18 protein-coding genes are annotated in these 15,914 nt (G+C 70.4%); 16 read left to right on the forward strand and 2 right to left on the reverse strand.

The window, feature by feature from the left end; genetic code table 11:
• Positions 1 to 1,194 (forward strand): radical SAM family heme chaperone HemW, encoded by a 1,194-nt coding sequence (hemW, locus tag B7K26_RS05940; protein ID WP_084077952.1) that lies wholly within the window; start codon positions 1 to 3, stop codon positions 1,192 to 1,194.
• A 4-nt stretch (positions 1,195 to 1,198) separates the two neighbouring features.
• Here hemW and B7K26_RS05945 read toward each other — a convergent pair whose 3' ends face one another.
• Together B7K26_RS05945 and B7K26_RS05950 are read right to left on the reverse strand one after the other, a co-directional pair.
• A complete protein-coding gene (locus B7K26_RS05945) occupies positions 1,199 to 1,642 on the reverse strand; it encodes a DUF4870 domain-containing protein (RefSeq protein ID WP_159449625.1) in 444 nt (147 codons plus the stop codon).
• A 99-nt stretch (positions 1,643 to 1,741) separates the two neighbouring features.
• Positions 1,742 to 2,110, reverse strand: a complete 369-nt coding sequence (locus tag B7K26_RS05950) for a DUF4870 domain-containing protein (RefSeq protein WP_084077956.1) — start codon at positions 2,108 to 2,110, stop codon at positions 1,742 to 1,744.
• A 183-nt stretch (positions 2,111 to 2,293) separates the two neighbouring features.
• Here B7K26_RS05950 and B7K26_RS05955 point away from each other — a divergent pair, with 183 nt between their 5' ends.
• From B7K26_RS05955 to B7K26_RS06025, 15 genes are all read left to right on the forward strand, one after another.
• On the forward strand, positions 2,294 to 3,133 hold the full coding sequence (locus B7K26_RS05955; protein ID WP_143340523.1) for a hypothetical protein: 840 nt from the start codon (positions 2,294 to 2,296) through the stop codon (positions 3,131 to 3,133).
• A gap of 95 nt (positions 3,134 to 3,228) precedes the next feature.
• Positions 3,229 to 4,245 (forward strand): heat-inducible transcriptional repressor HrcA, encoded by a 1,017-nt coding sequence (gene hrcA / locus B7K26_RS05960; RefSeq protein ID WP_084077959.1) that lies wholly within the window; start codon positions 3,229 to 3,231, stop codon positions 4,243 to 4,245.
• Positions 4,242 to 5,378 (forward strand): molecular chaperone DnaJ, encoded by a 1,137-nt coding sequence (gene dnaJ / locus B7K26_RS05965; protein ID WP_084077961.1) that lies wholly within the window; start codon positions 4,242 to 4,244, stop codon positions 5,376 to 5,378. Before hrcA ends, dnaJ begins: the two co-directional genes overlap by 4 nt.
• A 5-nt stretch (positions 5,379 to 5,383) precedes the next feature.
• Positions 5,384 to 6,160 (forward strand): 16S rRNA (uracil(1498)-N(3))-methyltransferase, encoded by a 777-nt coding sequence (locus tag B7K26_RS05970; protein ID WP_084077963.1) that lies wholly within the window; start codon positions 5,384 to 5,386, stop codon positions 6,158 to 6,160.
• Positions 6,161 to 6,164: 4 nt separating this feature from the next.
• Positions 6,165 to 6,506: an HIT domain-containing protein gene (locus tag B7K26_RS05975; protein WP_084077965.1), complete on the forward strand. Its 342-nt coding sequence runs from the start codon at positions 6,165 to 6,167 to the stop codon at positions 6,504 to 6,506.
• Positions 6,491 to 7,552, forward strand: coding sequence for a PhoH family protein (locus tag B7K26_RS05980; RefSeq protein WP_084077967.1), 1,062 nt, complete (start codon positions 6,491 to 6,493; stop codon positions 7,550 to 7,552). Before B7K26_RS05975 ends, B7K26_RS05980 begins: the two co-directional genes overlap by 16 nt.
• Entirely contained in the window at positions 7,549 to 8,001 is a 453-nt protein-coding gene (gene ybeY / locus B7K26_RS05985) for an rRNA maturation RNase YbeY (protein WP_084077969.1), read from the forward strand. Before B7K26_RS05980 ends, ybeY begins: the two co-directional genes overlap by 4 nt.
• A 7-nt stretch (positions 8,002 to 8,008) precedes the next feature.
• Positions 8,009 to 9,265, forward strand: a complete 1,257-nt coding sequence (locus tag B7K26_RS05990; RefSeq protein ID WP_084077971.1) for a hemolysin family protein — start codon at positions 8,009 to 8,011, stop codon at positions 9,263 to 9,265.
• Positions 9,258 to 10,172 (forward strand): GTPase Era, encoded by a 915-nt coding sequence (gene era, locus B7K26_RS05995; RefSeq protein ID WP_084077972.1) that lies wholly within the window; start codon positions 9,258 to 9,260, stop codon positions 10,170 to 10,172. The genes B7K26_RS05990 and era overlap by 8 nt, the downstream gene beginning before the upstream one ends.
• Positions 10,173 to 10,451: 279 nt before the next feature.
• Positions 10,452 to 12,194 (forward strand): 2-isopropylmalate synthase, encoded by a 1,743-nt coding sequence (leuA, locus tag B7K26_RS06000; protein ID WP_084077974.1) that lies wholly within the window; start codon positions 10,452 to 10,454, stop codon positions 12,192 to 12,194.
• Complete coding sequence (locus B7K26_RS06005; RefSeq protein WP_084077976.1) at positions 12,194 to 12,718, forward strand: hypothetical protein; 525 nt, start codon at positions 12,194 to 12,196, stop codon at positions 12,716 to 12,718. The genes leuA and B7K26_RS06005 overlap by 1 nt, the downstream gene beginning before the upstream one ends.
• Before the next feature lies 1 nt (position 12,719).
• The gene (locus B7K26_RS06010; RefSeq protein ID WP_084077978.1) at positions 12,720 to 13,142 is read left to right on the forward strand and encodes a GNAT family acetyltransferase; all 423 of its coding nucleotides are present in this window, start codon (positions 12,720 to 12,722) and stop codon (positions 13,140 to 13,142) included.
• Between the two features lie 24 nt (positions 13,143 to 13,166).
• Positions 13,167 to 13,904, forward strand: a complete 738-nt coding sequence (gene recO, locus B7K26_RS06015; protein ID WP_084077979.1) for a DNA repair protein RecO — start codon at positions 13,167 to 13,169, stop codon at positions 13,902 to 13,904.
• Between the two features lie 260 nt (positions 13,905 to 14,164).
• The gene (locus B7K26_RS06020; RefSeq protein ID WP_084077981.1) at positions 14,165 to 14,833 is read left to right on the forward strand and encodes an HAD family hydrolase; all 669 of its coding nucleotides are present in this window, start codon (positions 14,165 to 14,167) and stop codon (positions 14,831 to 14,833) included.
• A 39-nt stretch (positions 14,834 to 14,872) separates the two neighbouring features.
• Positions 14,873 to 15,910, forward strand: a complete 1,038-nt coding sequence (locus B7K26_RS06025; RefSeq protein ID WP_084077983.1) for a phosphate/phosphite/phosphonate ABC transporter substrate-binding protein — start codon at positions 14,873 to 14,875, stop codon at positions 15,908 to 15,910.
• Positions 15,911 to 15,914: the final 4 nt, after the last annotated feature.

The following is a 15,914-nucleotide window of genomic DNA, read 5'->3' on the forward strand; positions in this document are numbered from 1 at the left end:
GTGGCCGCGCCCACGCACGCGGATCCCGGGCGTGACCTCGGGGTCTACATTCACGTGCCGTTCTGCGCGGTGCGCTGCGGATACTGCGATTTCAACACCTACGCGCCCGGCGAGGGTGAGTTCTCCTCGCGCGACGACTACGTGGGGGCGGCGCTCGCCGAGATGACGCTCGCACGCACCGCCATGGAGGGCGACGAGCGGCCGGTGAGCACCGTGTTCCTCGGCGGCGGCACGCCCACCATGCTCGATCCGCGCGCGCTGATCGCCCTGCTCGACGGGGTGAAGCAGACGTGGGGACTCGCGGCCGATGCCGAGGTCACCACCGAGGCCAACCCCGACTCGGTGACCCGCGAGTCGCTCGCGGCGCTCGCCGCGGCCGGCTTCACGCGGGTCTCGTTCGGCATGCAGTCCGCGGTGCCGCACGTCCTCGCGACGCTGGAGCGCACGCACCGCCCCGAGAACGTCGCGCGCGCCGTGGGGTGGGCGCGCGAGGCGGGCCTGGCGGTCAGCCTCGACCTCATCTACGGCACGCCGGGGGAGTCGCTTGCCGACTGGCACGCGAGCCTCGACGCGGCGATCGCGCTCGCGCCCGACCACGTGAGCGCCTATGCGCTGGTGATCGAGCCGGGAACGCGGATGGGCAGGCAACTGCGGTCGGGCGAGATCGAGCCCGTCGACCTCGACACGCAGGCCGAGATGTACGAGGCGGCCGATGCTCGCCTCGCCGCCGCGGGGTACGCCTGGTACGAGGTGTCGAACTGGGCGCGCGAACCCGGGCAGCGGTGCCGCCACAACGTCGCGTACTGGACCAGCCAGGACTGGTGGGGTGTCGGACCCGGCGCCCACTCGTACCTGGGTCCGCGCATCGGCCCCGTGGGGGAGGAACTCCCTGCGCAGCGGTGGTGGAACGTCAAGCTGCCGCGGGCCTACGCCGCACGCCTGGCCACCGGCGATAGCCCGGTGGCGGAGGCCGAGCCCCTCACGGCCGATGACCTCGCGCTTGAGGCCGTCATGCTGCAGCTGCGCCTTGCCGACGGCATGGCTATCGCCGACCTTCCCGAGCCGCGGAGCCGTGAGGTCGCGGCGCTGGTCGCGGACGGCATCCTCGACGGGAGGGCGGCGATCGCGGGGCGCCTCCTGCTGACGCTGCGCGGCAGGCTGCTGGCGGACGCCGCGGTCCGCCAGCTCACCTGACCGGCTACTTGAAGAACGGGATGGTGAAGCGGATCGGGGAGTACTCGCCCGCGTTCGCCTTGGTCGCCGCGATGAACGACACGACGATCGAGTAGACCCAGTAGGCCAGCCATGCCGGCAGGGCGAGGATCATGCCGATGCCGAGGGTCGCAATGCTGATGATCACGGCGGCGACGCCGACGATGAGTCCCGTGATCTGCAGATTGAGTTGCTGCTTGCCGTGGAAGTCCACGAGGGCGCTGCGCTGGCGGAAGATCAGCCAGATGACCAGGGGGGCCACGAAGCCGAGGAAGCCGGCGGACACGACGGCCGCGATACCCGCGACCAGGTGGATCAGCATGGAGTACATGCGCGCGTCCGACTCGAGCATCGGCTGGTGCGGCGGCTGTGGGTACGGCTGCTGCGGCGGAGGCGGCGGGAAGGATCCCTGGGGCGTGCTGTCTGTCATGGCATCAGCCTGGCACGCGGGCGGCGCCGGTGGCATCGGCCCGCTGGGCGATCCGCGTCCCTGACCGCCTCGGGGTGTGCGATCAGGGACGGGTCGGGGTTACTTGATGAGGTCGATGGTGAAGGGGTAGCGGTAGCCCACTCCCTTGTTGGCGGTCACGGCGCCTTGGATGCCGAGGATCACGGCCACCACGAACACCGCGGCGGTCAGGATCGCGCCGAGCCACCCGATGAGCGGGATGACGCCCAGCACGTTGGCCGCGACGTAGCCCAGGGTGACGAGGATGCCGAAGTTCAGCGCCTTCTTGCCCTCGGCGTCGACGAACGACGACTGGTCCTTGCCCACCAGCCAGAAGATCAGCGGGAACAGGAAGCCGGTGAACACGAAGGCGTGCGAGAGCACGGCGAGAAGGTTCGAGTTGCCCTGCGCGGAGGGCTGGGGGTGGTGCTCGGAAGGCTGCTCAGTCATGCACGAAGACTCTCACACGCGGCCCGCCTGCGACGGGCGCCTTGCCGCGCCGCGCCGCCCGAACGCGCCTGGTACCCCTGCGCTACACTCGGCCGCATCGAGGCAAAGGGGCCTCGACGCGCGGCGCACGGCGTCGCGTGATCGTGTTCATGCGTCACCGTGCAAGCAACCGAGGGGTACGTCATGCCAGACGACCGCAACGAGAACGATCAGCCCACCGGAGCCACGCCTCCCGAGCCGCCCGGCGGCATCCCGTCGTCGCCGCCACCGCAGTCAACGCCGCCCCCGCAGCCAGGACAGTACGGCGCGACGCCCCCGCCGCCCCCGGGCTACGGCACGCAAGGTGTGCCAGGAGGGGACGGGGCGCCCACCGTGGGCGATGCGTTCAACTGGGGGTGGACAAAGTTCACCCAGAACGTCGGCCCCATCCTTCTGGGCGTCCTCGCCTACTTCGTCGCGTTCGCTGTGCTCACCGGCATCGCGTTCGCGCTCCTGGGCGGCGCCTCCGGCGTGGCCGACGACGACGCGAACGTGCTCACGGCGATGTTCTCGTTCGGGTTCATCGTCATCTGGGTGCTGTTCCTGGTGCTGTCCCTGCTGATGCAGGCCGGGATCATCCGCGCCTCGCTCGAGATCAGCCACGGCCGCACCGTCGAGCTGCGCACCTTCTTCGCCTTCGACGACTTCGGCAAGCTACTCGTCGCCGTGCTCCTCGTGGGCCTCGGCACCGCGATCGGCTCGGTGTTGTGTTACCTGCCGGGACTGATCTTCGCCTTCTTCGCCCAGTTCACCCTGCTGTACGTCATCGACAAGAGCCAGGGCCCGGTGGACGCGATCAAGTCCAGCTTCGCGCTCGTGAACCGCAACCTCGCCAGCGTGGTGCTGCTCTACCTGGGCGTGGTGCTGGCGATGTTCATCGGCTACCTGCTGTGCGGCATCGGCATCATCGTCGCGATGCCCGTCGCGATGCTCGCCACGACGTACATGTACCGCCGACTGAACGGAGAGCAGGTCGCGGCCTGACTGCCGTCGCGGCGACGGCCGGTCACGCTGTCCCACCCTCGCGCTAGAATTAGCACTCGGACCCCACGAGTGCCAGACGATCGAGGGAGGATTGCATGAGCGAGGACCGTCGCCGCGCCGTCCTGCACGCGATTGTCGAGGGCTACGTCTCGACCTCGGAGCCCGTGGGCTCGAAGGCGCTTGCCGACTCCCACCGCCTCGGCGTGAGTTCGGCGACCATCCGCAACGACATGGCGATCCTCGAGGAGGAGGGGCTCATCGCGCAGCCCCACACCTCCGCCGGCCGCATCCCCACGGACGCCGGCTACCGGTCCTTCGTCGACCATCTTGCCGCCTCCGCGCTGCAGGACCCGCACAAGCGTGCGATCCACACGTTCCTGTCCGACGCCGTCGACCTCAACGATGTGGTCGAGCGTTCCGTCCGCCTGCTCAGCCAGCTCACGCGCCAGGTCGCCGTCGTGCAGTACCCGAGCCTGCGTGAGTCCGCGGTGCGCCGCGTCGAACTGGTGCGCATCGGCACCGACCGCACCCTCGTGGTGGTGGTGTCGGCCGATGCCCGCGTCGAGCAGTCCACCGTCGCCCTCGGCATCGAGCCAGGGGACGAGGAGTTCGAGCGCGTCGCGCGCGAACTCAACGAGGCCTCCGTGGGCCTCACGCCCGCGCCGCTGGCGCAGTCGCTCGAGCGCTGGGTCACCCGGCCCGGCCAGGTGATCTGGGCATCGGCCGTGGCCGATGCCGTGGTGGCCGCGGCGAAGGGCGGCACCGTCCGACGCGTCGTGTTCGCGGGCACGTCCAACCTCGCGCGTGCGGGGACGGACTTCGAGTCCGACGCGATCGGACCCATCCTCGAGGCGCTCGAGGAACAAGTCGTGCTGCTCCGGCTGTTGCATGAGATGACCGGCGAAGGCCAGGACATCGCCGTGCGCATTGGAGCAGAGACCAGGACCGAGGCGCTGGCGCGCACGTCGATCGTCGCGGCGGGGTATGGCCCCGTCGGCGAGTCGACGTCGTTGCTCGGCGCGCTGGGTCCCACCCGTATGGACTACCCGGGGACGATGGCCGCCGTGCGAGCCGTCGCCCGCTACCTGTCGAGAGTCGTGGAGAACGAGTGAACGATTACTACGCCACCCTGGGCGTTGCCAGGGACGCCTCCGAGGCGGACATCAAGAAGGCCTACCGCAAGCTCGCCCGCGAGCTGCACCCCGACGTCGCCGGCGCCGAGAGCGCCGACCGCTTCAAGGAGGTAGCAGCGGCGTACGAGGTGCTCGGCAACTCGGACAAGCGCGCGCAGTACGACCGCGGCGTTGACCCGCGCGGCGCGCGCGGCGGCCAGCAGGGCGGCGCGCAGGGCTTCGGGTTCGAGGACATCTTCGAGCAGTTCTTTGGCGGCGGTGGCAGCCCCTTCGGCCAGCAGCAGCGCGGGCCGGCCTCGCGCACGCAGCGCGGGGGCGACACCCTGGTGCAGGCGACGCTGTCGCTCAAGGAGGCGGTGTTCGGCGTCTCGCGCGAGGTCCAGGTAGACCTGGCCGACGTGTGCGGCACCTGTTCGGGCTCGTGCTGCGCCCCCGGCACCCAGCCGCAGCAGTGCGCGCAGTGCCACGGCCAGGGCGTCGTGCAGCGCATGGCGCGCTCGCTGCTGGGCAACGTCATGACGACCTCGCCGTGCCCCGCGTGTGGAGGCTACGGCACCACCATCCCCAGCCCGTGCCCCGACTGCTCCGGCCAGGGCCGCACGCACTCGCGTCACACGGTCAAGGTGGACATCCCCGCGGGAGTCGAGACCGGCACGCGCATCCGCCTCGCCGGCCGCGGCGACGCGGGAGTGGCAGGCGGCCAGAAGGGCGACCTGTACGTCGAGATCCGCGAAAAGCGCGACGAGGTCTTCGAGCGCCGCGGCGACGACCTGCACTGCACCCTCGAGGTGCCCATGACGGCCGCGGCCCTGGGCGCCACGATGACCGTGGACACGTTCGACGGCGATCAGGCCGTCGAGGTGCGCCCCGGCACGCACGCCGGCTCCACCGTGAAGCTCAAGGGCCTCGGCGTGGGCAGGCTGCAGCGCAGCGGCCGCGGCGACCTTCACGTCCACCTCGACGTGCAGACCCCCACGGACCTCACCGACGAGCAGGCCGAGTTGCTGCGTCAGCTCGCGACGGCGCGCGGCGAGGAGATGCCTGAGGCCAACCTCGCACCCGTGGGCGGCGGCGTGTTCCACCGCCTTCGCGACGCGTTCAAGGGTCGCTGAGCCGCGTGAGCGCCCCCGTCTTCCTGGCCCCCGCGGCCACGGATGCCTCCGTGGGCTCGCAGGCGACGGTCACCGGCGCAGAGGCGCGTCACGCCGTCACCGTGCAGCGGCGCCAGGTGGGGGAGGTGGTCGACCTCGTCGACGGCGCCGGCCGCCGTGTGCGGGGCGAGATCGTGTCCGCGCAGCCCGACGCCATGACCATTGCCGTGCGTGTGGTGAGCCGTGACGAGGACCCCGAGGTCACTCTCGTGCAGGCGCTCGCGAAGGGTGGCCGCGACGAGCAGGCCATCGAGGCGGCGATCGAACTGGGGGCGACCGCGGTCATCCCGTGGGCGGCGCAGCGGTCCATCGTGCAGTGGCGCGGGCCCAAGGCCGACAAGGCGCGCCAGAAGTGGGAGGACCTCGTCCTCGCGGCGACCAAGCAGTCCCGACGCGCCACGCTCGCCAGCGTGAGTACGGCGGTGACCACGCGCGAGCTGGCCACGCAGGTGGCCGCAGCCACCGCATCGGGCACCCGGGTGCTCATCCTTCACGAGGAGTCCTCCACGACCATCGCGTCGCTCACCTGGGAGGCACGGGACCAGCCGGTGTGGCTCATCGTGGGCCCCGAGGGAGGCATCGCCGCCGAGGAGATCGAGGCTCTCGTCGCCGCCGGTGCCGAGCCAGTGCTGCTCGGCCCGCACGTGCTGCGCGCCTCGAGCGCGGGGCCGGCGGGCATGGCCGCCCTTGCCGCGGCGAGGGGTACCTGGGCCGATGCCGCCTTGCGCGGGGGCCTACGCTAGCCGTATGAGTGACGACTGCCTGTTCTGCGCGATCGCGGCCGGGTCGATCCCCGCCGAGAAGGTGCTGGAGAACGACCGCCTGATCGCGTTCCGCGACATCGCCCCCAAGGCGCCCACCCACGTCCTGGTGGTGCCCCGCCTGCACGTCGAGAACGTCGCGGAATTGGCCGCGGCGGATGCCTCGCTGCTGGCCGAGATGGCGGCGGCCGCGCAGCAGATCGCGGACAAGGAATGCGGCGGCGAGTTCCGCTGGATCTTCAACACCGGCGCCACGGCCGGCCAGAGCGTCTTCCACGTTCACGGCCACGTGCTGGGCGGCGGCGAGCTGGGATGGGAGCCCGCGTGAGTGTGAGGCAGGTCGTCATCGTCGAGGACGCGGCGCGGATGCCCGACCTCATGGGCTCGGGCGATGAGGTGATGCGCGAGATCGAACGCGCGTACCCGTCGGTACAGATCCTGGTGCGCGGCAACGAGATCACGTTCTCTGGCGAGGAGGCGGACGTCGCGGCGGCCGCCGGCGCCGTCGAGGAGCTGCGGTCGGTGATGGCGGCGGGAGTGCCGCTGACCCCGCAGGTCGCGCGCGAGAGCGTGCGGATGCTGTCCGGGGCGCGCGGCGTTGTCGCCGCCGCCGCGGGAGCAGCGGGCGCCGAGGCATCGGCCCGGCCAGTGTCCGTCCTCAGCCGCTCAATCCTGTCCACGCGAGGCCGCACCATCCGTCCCAAGACGGAGGGTCAGGCGGCCTACGTCCAGGCGATCGAGAGCCACACCATCACGTTCGGGATCGGCCCCGCCGGCACCGGCAAGACGTACCTCGCGATGGCCCAGGCCGTGGCCGCGCTGCAGGCCAAGAAGGTCAACCGCATCGTGTTGACGCGCCCCGCTGTCGAGGCGGGCGAGCGGCTCGGCTTCCTGCCGGGCGGGCTCAACGAGAAGATCGACCCCTACCTGCGCCCGCTGTACGACGCGCTTCACGACATGGTGGATCCGGAGTCCATCCCGCGCCTCATGGAGGCCGGCACCATCGAGGTGGCGCCGCTGGCCTACATGCGCGGCCGCACCCTCAACGACGCGTTCATCATCCTCGACGAGGCGCAGAACACCACGCGCGAGCAGATGAAGATGTTCCTCACCCGCCTGGGCTTCGGCTCCACGATGGTCGTCACGGGAGACGTGACCCAGGTGGACCTTCCCGGCGGCACCCAGTCGGGGCTGCGCGCGTCGCGCGAGATCCTTACGGGCATCGACGACATCGCGATCTGCGAGTTGTCCGCCGAGGACGTGGTGCGTCACCGCCTTGTCTCGGACATCATCACCGCCTACGCCAAGGCCGACGAGTCGCGTGGACCGCGCGGCGGGGGCCAGCAGCGCCGCTTCAAGGAGGAGCGTTCATGATCGACGTCAACAACGAGACGGACATCGACGTCGAGGAGATCGAGTTCTCCGAGCTGGCGACGTTTGTGCTGCGCGAGATGCACGTCGCCGACGGCGCCGAGCTGTCGATCATCTTCGTCGACGAGCCGGCCATGGAGCAGCTGCACATCCAGTGGATGGATGAGCCGGGCCCCACTGATGTGCTGAGCTTCCCCATGGACGAACTGCGCCCCGGCACCGCCGAGGAGCCCACTCCCGCCGGCCTGCTGGGCGACATCGTGGTGTGCCCCACCGTGGCCGCGCGCCAGGCCGAGGCGGCCGGGCACACTGCCGAGGAGGAGATGCTGCTCCTCACCACCCACGGCATCCTTCACCTGCTGGGCTACGACCACGTGGAGCCCGAGGAGGAGAAGGAAATGTTCGCCCTCCAGCGCAAGCTTCTGCTCACCTTCCTCGCCAGCCGCGGCTAGGTAGGGCGTGTCAGGCACGGTGCTGCTCGCGCTGACGGTCGTCGGCGTCCTGAGCCTGCTGGGGGCGGCGGTGCTGCACGCCGTCGTCGCCGCCTTCGAACAGCTTCCGCATGCCCAGGAGCGCGAACTCGCCCAGGTGAGGCGCCCCGACGGGCGCCCCACCGCATCGGCCCGGCTTGCCGCGACCGCGGACCAGACCGACGCCTCCGCCTCGGTGGCCTACGCCACCTTCGAGGCCGTGGGCCTCGTCTGCCTCACCCTGGTGGTGGCCGATGCCCTGGTCGCCGTCGAGTGGCCGATGCTCCTGGTCGCGCTCGTCGCCGCCGTGATCGCCGCCGGCCTCTCGCTCGTGGTCGTGCGCGCCTTCCCGCGCCAGATCGCCCGGGGCAACCCGCTCATGACGGTGCGGCTGCTCGCGCCGCTGGCGTGGTCATCGATCGGGCTCACCACGCCCATCCGGCGCCTGGTTCCCGCGCTGAGAGCGCCGCCGCTGGCCGAGCCGGAGGACCTCGTCGAGCAGGCGCAGGACGCGCTCGAGGAGGAGGACGCCGAGCTGCTGCGCTCGGTGGTGTCGCTCGGCGACACCCTCACGCGCGAGGTGATGGTGCCGCGCACCGACATGATCACCATCGCCGCGGGCACGCCGGCGCGCAAGGCCATGGCGCTGTTCCTGCGCTCGGGATTCTCGCGTGTGCCGGTGATCGACGACGGCGTGGACGACACTGTGGGAGTGATCTTCCTCAAGGACGTGGTGGCACGCACCTGGGACGACCCCGCCGGACTCGACGTGCCCGTCGACGACTTCATGCGCGAGCCGGAGTTCGTCCCCGAGTCAGTGCCCGTCGACGACCTGCTGCGACGCATGCAGTCCGAGGTGTTCCACATGGCGATCGTGGTCGATGAGTTCGGCGGCGTGGCCGGGCTCGTCACCATCGAGGACGCGCTCGAGGAGATCGTGGGCGAGGTGGTCGACGAGCACGACCGCACCGCACCCGATGTCGTAGACCTCGGCGGGGGCGAGTACCGTGTCCCGGCACGCTTCCCCCTCGACGAGCTGGGGGAACTGTTCGATCTCGAGATCGAGGACGACGACGTGGAGACCGCGGCGGGGCTGCTCGCCAAGGCCATCGGCAAGGTGCCGATCAGGGGCGCCACCGGCACCATCCACGGCGTCACGCTCACGGCCGACACGGTCGAGGGACGCCGCCGACGCCTGACGGGCGTCATCGTGAAGGCCGCACCGCAGGAGGATGAGGATGACTGACCAGGACGACACTGTGCACCGCAGCGGATTCGCGTGCTTCGTGGGACGGCCCAATGTGGGCAAGTCCACGCTCATGAACGCGCTGGTGGGGGAGAAGGTCGCGATCATGTCCTCGCGGCCCCAGACCACCCGCCGCGCCATCCGCGGCGTCCTCACCCGCGACGACGCCCAGCTGGTCGTCGTCGACACGCCCGGGCTGCATCGGCCCCGCACCCTGCTGGGTGAGCGCCTCAACGACCTGGTGCGCGAGACCTTCGCCGAGGTCGACGTGATCGGCTTCTGCCTGCCTGCCGACGAGAAGGTGGGCCCCGGTGACAAGTGGATCGCGCGCGAGCTCGCCGACGCCAAGGCCCCCGTGGTCGCAATCGTGACCAAGGTCGACGCCGTGTCGCGCGAGCGCGTCGCCGAGCACCTGCTCGCCGTGTCGCAGCTGGGGGAGTGGGCGGACATCGTGCCCGTGTCCTCCGTCAAGGACATCCAGGTCGACACCCTCCTGGACGTGCTGGTCCAGCACCTTCCCGAGGGCCCCGCCCTCTACCCCGAGGGTCACGTCACGGACGAGCCCGAGGACGTGCGCATCGCCGAGCTCATCCGCGAGGCCGCGCTCGAGGGCGTGCGCGACGAGCTTCCTCACTCGATCGCCGTGGTGATCGAGGAGATGGTCGAGCCCGACAGCGAGGACGCTCACCGTGACGTGCTCGAGATCCGCGCGCACCTGTTCGTAGAGCGCGAGTCGCAGAAGGGCATCATCATCGGCCGCGGCGGCTCACGCCTCAAGGAGGTGGGCGCCACCGCCCGCGCCGGCATCGAGCGCCTGCTGGGACGCCGCGTCTACCTCGACCTCCATGTGAAGGTCGCGAAGGACTGGCAGCGAGACCCCAAGCAGCTGGGCCGCCTGGGCTTCTAACCGCCCCCGGCCCTCCCGCCCTCTGGGCGCAAATGGCCTCATTTGCGGCATCTCGGGCGCTGACGTGCCGCAAATGTGGCCATTTGCGGCGCAGTGGGGCAGCGGGGCGGGAGGGCGGGGTGACCGGGGCATCGGCCGTCCGCTATGGTGAATCCATGCGTGCACGCTCGCTGCTCCTTCGCTGCCGCGACGAGGCCTAGACCCAGGCCGGATCCTCGTCGCGGAGTTTCGTGCGCCGGCTGAGCGAAAGCCCCCGAGACCCGAAGGATTGACCCCAGCATGAGCGAGCACTACACCGGCGGAGCGCAGAACGCCTCCTCGATGCCCATCCAGAAGTACCGCCCCTTCCACGAGCAGATCCAGGTGGACCTGCCCGACCGCACCTGGCCCGCGCAGCGGATCACCGAGGCCCCGCGCTGGTGCGCGGTGGACCTGCGTGACGGCAACCAGGCCCTCATCGAGCCCATGAACGTCGAGCGCAAGATGCGCATGTTCGACCTGCTGGTGCGCATGGGCTACAAGGAGATCGAGGTCGGCTTCCCGTCGGCCAGCCAGATCGACTTCGACTTTGTGCGCGCCCTCATCGACGAGGACCGCATCCCCGACGACGTCACCATCCAGGTGCTGACGCAGGCGCGCGAGCACCTCATCGAGCGCACGTATGAGTCGCTGAAGGGCGCCAAGCAGGCGATCGTCCACCTGTACAACTCGACGTCCGTCCTGCAGCGCGAGGTCGTCTTCCGCGCCAACGAGGACGAGATCATGGACATTGCCACCCACGGCGCGATGCTGTGCCAGAAGTTCGAGGAGACCATCCCCGACACCCAGGTGTTCTACGAGTACAGCCCCGAGTCGTACACCGGCACCGAGCTGGAGTACGCGGTCAAGGTCTGCAACGCCGTCCTGGACGTGTGGAAGCCCACCCCCGAGCGCAAGGTGATCATCAACCTGCCCGCGACCGTCGAGATGGCCACCCCCAACGTCTACGCCGACTCGATCGAGTGGATGAACAGGAAGCTGGACTACCGCGACTCGGTGGTGCTGAGCCTGCACCCGCACAACGACCGCGGCACCGCCGTCGCCGCCGCCGAGCTGGGCTACATGGCCGGCGCCGACCGCATCGAGGGCTGCCTGTTCGGCAACGGCGAGCGCACCGGAAACGTGGACCTGGTCACGCTGGGCATGAACCTGTTCAGCCAGGGCATCGACCCCCAGATCGACTTCTCCGACATCGACGAGATCCGCCGCACCGTCGAGTACTGCAACCAGCTCGACGTTCACCCGCGCCACCCGTGGGGCGGAGACCTGGTCTACACCGCCTTCTCCGGGTCCCACCAGGACGCCATCAAGAAGGGCCTCGACGCCATGCAGGCGAAGGCCGATGCGGCGGGCACCACGGTGGACCACGTCGAGTGGGGAGTGCCGTACCTGCCCATCGACCCGCGCGACGTCGGACGCTCGTATGAGGCCGTCATTCGCGTCAACGCCCAGTCCGGCAAGGGCGGCGTCGCCTACCTGCTGAAGACGGAGCGCCAGCTGGACCTGCCGCGCCGCCTGCAGATCGAGTTCTCGCGCGTGGTCCAGGTCGCGGCCGATGCGACGGGCAAGGAGCAGACGGCCGAGAACATCTGGACGACGTTCCGCGACGAGTACCTGCCGTCGCCCACGGCCGAGGGCCAGTGGGGCCGCTTCTCGTTGCGCGGCACCCGTGCCACCAGCACCGATGCCGGCGAGGACACCCTTGCGGCCGACATCGTGGACAACGGCCAGGACGTGACGATCGAGGCCTCGGGCAACGGCCCGGTGGCGGCCTTCGTCGCCGCGCTCGCGACGCGCGGCGTCAAGGCCGACGTGCTGGATTACCACGAGCACGCGATGACGGCCGGTGGGGATTCCCAGGCGGCAGCGTACGTCGAGTGCCAGATCGGTGACGAGATCTACTGGGGTGTCGGCATCGACCCGTCGATCACGACCGCGACCCTCAAGGCGATCATTTCGGCGGTGAACCGGGCGGACCGCTGATGACCGGCGGCGCGTTCGGCCGGGTGGCCGCGGCATCGGCCATGGGCCTGGCGCTTGCCGCCGGCCTCGCCGGCTGCACGGGCGACACCCAGGCCGAGCGCGCCGCCGACCAGCTTCCCGACCTCACCGTCGAGGGCCTTGAGCAGGTGGACTGTGACCAGTTCTCCGCGCAGAACCTCGACCCGATCGAGGACCCCTACGTGCGCGAGTGCTGGACGGGTTCGCCCGAGACGCCGTTCGCGCAGGAGGCCGACGCGATCATCGGCATCATCGAGTCGTCCACCGATTCCGAAGACGTGACGGACTACATCTGCCCCGACGACATCCTCATCGACTCGGTCGCGTACGCGTGCCGTGCGGCGTACGACGACGAGGTGATGTACCGCGTGGTCGTGTCGCTCCCCGACCCCGAGTCGATCGTGTCGGCGTTGCCCGACGCGCCCACGGAGGACGAGATCGAGGAGGCCGTATCCGGCGCTCCCGTGCAGGTGGTCGTCCAGACCGAGAAGACCCCAGAGGAGTGACATGCCCGCCCGCGTGAGACGGTTTGCCCCGCGAGACACCGATGCGGTGGTGGCCCTGTGGGAGGAGTGCTTCCCCGACGATCCGGCGCGCAACGAGCCGCGCGGCGTCATCGAGCGCAAGCTCGCGCGCGACCCCGACCTGTTCTGGGTGGCGACCGATGGGGACGCCGTGGTGGGCGCGCTCCTCGGCGGCTACGACGGCTACCGCGGGTGGCTCTATCACCTCGCGGTGACGGCCGAGCGGCGCGGCGAGGGAATCGCACGACGCCTCGTCGAGCGCGCCGTGCTGGAGCTCGAGACGCTCGGCTGCGTCAAGGTCAATCTGCAGGTGCGCCGCTCGAACTCGATGGTCGTGGGTCTGTACGAGGCCGTGGGCTTCGAGGAGTTCGACGCCTTCAACCTCGGGCGGGTCATCGGCTCGTAGTCGCGCGGCGGGGGACAATGGGGCGTGCCCCTGTACCGAGACGACGCGATCATCCTGCGCACCCACAAGCTGGGTGAGGCGGACCGCATCGTCACGATGCTCACGCGTCGCCACGGCAAGATCCGCGCGGTGGCGAAGGGCGTGCGGCGGACTACCAGCCGGATTGGCTCCCGCGTCGAGCCATTCATGCTGGTGGACGTCCAGCTGTACGAGGGGCGCAGCCTCGACATCGTCAGCCAGGTCGAGACCAAGGAACCCTACGCGCGCCGCATCGCCGAGGACTACGCGCTCTACACCGCGGCCACCGCCATGGTCGAGACGGCCGACAAGCTCGTGGACCACGAGAAGGAGCCGTCGTACGACCAGTACCGGCTGCTGCACGGCGGGCTCGGGGCGCTCAGCCGGCGCGCGCACGACCCGGGGCTGGTTCTCGACTCGTTCCTGCTGCGCTCGCTCGCGCTTGCCGGCTACGAGCCGAGCTTCGACGACTGCGCGTCGTGCGGCAGGGCCGGCCCCCACCGCGCCTTCGCGGTCGCCGGGGGAGGAGCGGTGTGCGAGGCGTGCAGGCCGCCGGGGGCCGCGGCTCCGGCAGCCGAGACGTTCTCCCTGCTTGAGGCGCTGCTGAGCGGGGACTGGACCGCGGCCGATGCCTCGGCGGACCGGCCCCGCAAGGACGCCGCCGGGCTCATCGCGGCATACGCGCAGTTTCACCTCGAGCGCAAGGTGCGGTCGCTGAGCCACGTGGACCGCTCGGGCGCCTGACCTCGCGGTGCCCGCGACCTTGGGTCCTGGCCCGGTGACGAAGTGACGGTGATCGGGGCGCCTCACCGGCGTGTCGAGCCCTTCGCCTCGGCGTGTCGCCGCAGCGACCGTCACTTCGTCACGTGGGCCGTGCGTGCGGGTGACCGGAGCGTGCCGAGATTTAACGCAATCGTCATCGTTTCGTGGCCCATTCGTCCACAACTGGACGATAGCGTGGACGCAACGTCCAGAACCGGGCGTGATCCGTCACGAGGAGCCCCATGCGTCCCACCGTCATCTTCGACTTCGATGGCACCCTTGCCCTCGGGGACGGCCCCGTGCGCGCCTATGCCAGGTGCGTCGCGGATGCCGCCGGTGACAGCCGGATCGTCGACGACTTCGAGGACGCCTTGGTGCGCATCGCCGCGGGATCGACGGCCTTCCGCGACGGGTACCACGCGGTGGCAGCATCGGCCGCCTCCCACGGGGTCGATGCCGCGACCATGGACGCCGCCTACCTCGCCAGCCGCGCGCTGCTCGGCACCGACGAGGCGCCCATCGAGGCCCCCGCGGGGCTCGGGGACTTCCTCGACGCGCTGGCCGAGCACGCCGACCGTCTGCTCGTGACCAACGCCCCCGACATCAACCTCGACCTCGCGATCGCGTCTCTCGGTGCCGCTGGCAAGTTTGAGGGCCGCGTGACGAGCGCCCGCAAGCCCGTGGGCATCGAGGCCGTGGTGACCGACGCGCTCACGCGCGGCCCCGTGTTGTCGATCGGCGACATTCACGAGTACGACCTCGCGCCCGCGGCGGCCTTGGGCGCGGACACCGCGCTCGTGGGCCCCGCCGCGGCGCGCCCCCCGGCCACCATCACCATGGCGGCCGTCCACCTGCCGGACCTGTATCCGGCCATCCAGTCGTGGGCGGCGCAGTCCGCCCGCCTCGGGTAGCGCTCCGGCTTCCCGAGCCCACACGAAAGGTCTCACCCCATGCGCACCACGCTCACCGCCGCCGGTGTCGCCGTCACGGCCCTCGTCGCACTCGCGGGCTGTAGCGCCGACTCCGACTCGGACGCCACGACGGACGCCACCACCGCATCGGCCACCTCGGATGCGGCCGCGGCCGGCGCCGACTGGCCCGAGGAGATCACCCTCGCGCTGATCCCCAACGAGAACGTCACCGACCTCGTCACCACCGTTGCGCCGCTGACGGACTACCTGTCGGAGGAGCTCGGCATCACCGTCGAGGGCGTCGTCACCCAGGACTACCAGGCCGCGGTCGAGGCCATCGGCTCGGGCCAGGCGCAGATTGCGATCGCCGATGCCGGCTCGCTGGCCGCGGCCGAGGACATGTACGGCGCCCACGCGGTGCTGCAGGATGTCCGCTTCGGCGCCTCGTCCTACGCGTCGATGGCGTTCACGAACAACCCGGACAAGTACTGCGACGACGAGCCCGTCGAGGCGACCTACGCCGCCACCGGCCAGACCTTCCTGTACTGCAACGGCGTCGCCTCGGGCGAGGAGAACACTGGCGTGGGGCCCGTCGCGATGGACGCGCTCGCCAAGATCGAGCCCGGCACCACGGTCGCGTTCGGCAACACCACGTCGCCCGCCGGCTACCAGCTGCCCGTGCTCGCGCTGGAGGAGAACGGCGTCACCATCGACGACCTTCAGCAGGTGCCCGTCACCGGCAACGACACCCTGCTCATGGCGGTCTACAACGGCGACGCCGAGGTGGGCTTCGCCTACTGGGACGCCCGCAGCTCGATCGACGCGGCCGAGGTTCCCGACCTGGGCGAGAAGGTCGTCGTGTTCGGCCTGTCCGAGATGTACCCCAACGGTGGAGTGGTCCTCTCGGACGACCTCCCGCAGGACCTTCGCGACGAGATCACCGACCTGATGGACGGCTACTCGGACGTGGACCCCGACACCCTGCAGGAGATCTTCGACCAGACCGACTGGGTGCCCGCCGACGCCGACGCCATCGACCTTGCCCGCGAGGTCAACGCGCGCTTCTCGGGTCAGTGAGTCG

This window comes from Demequina sp. NBRC 110057, from assembly GCF_002090175.1.
Classification (GTDB): domain Bacteria; phylum Actinomycetota; class Actinomycetes; order Actinomycetales; family Demequinaceae; genus Demequina.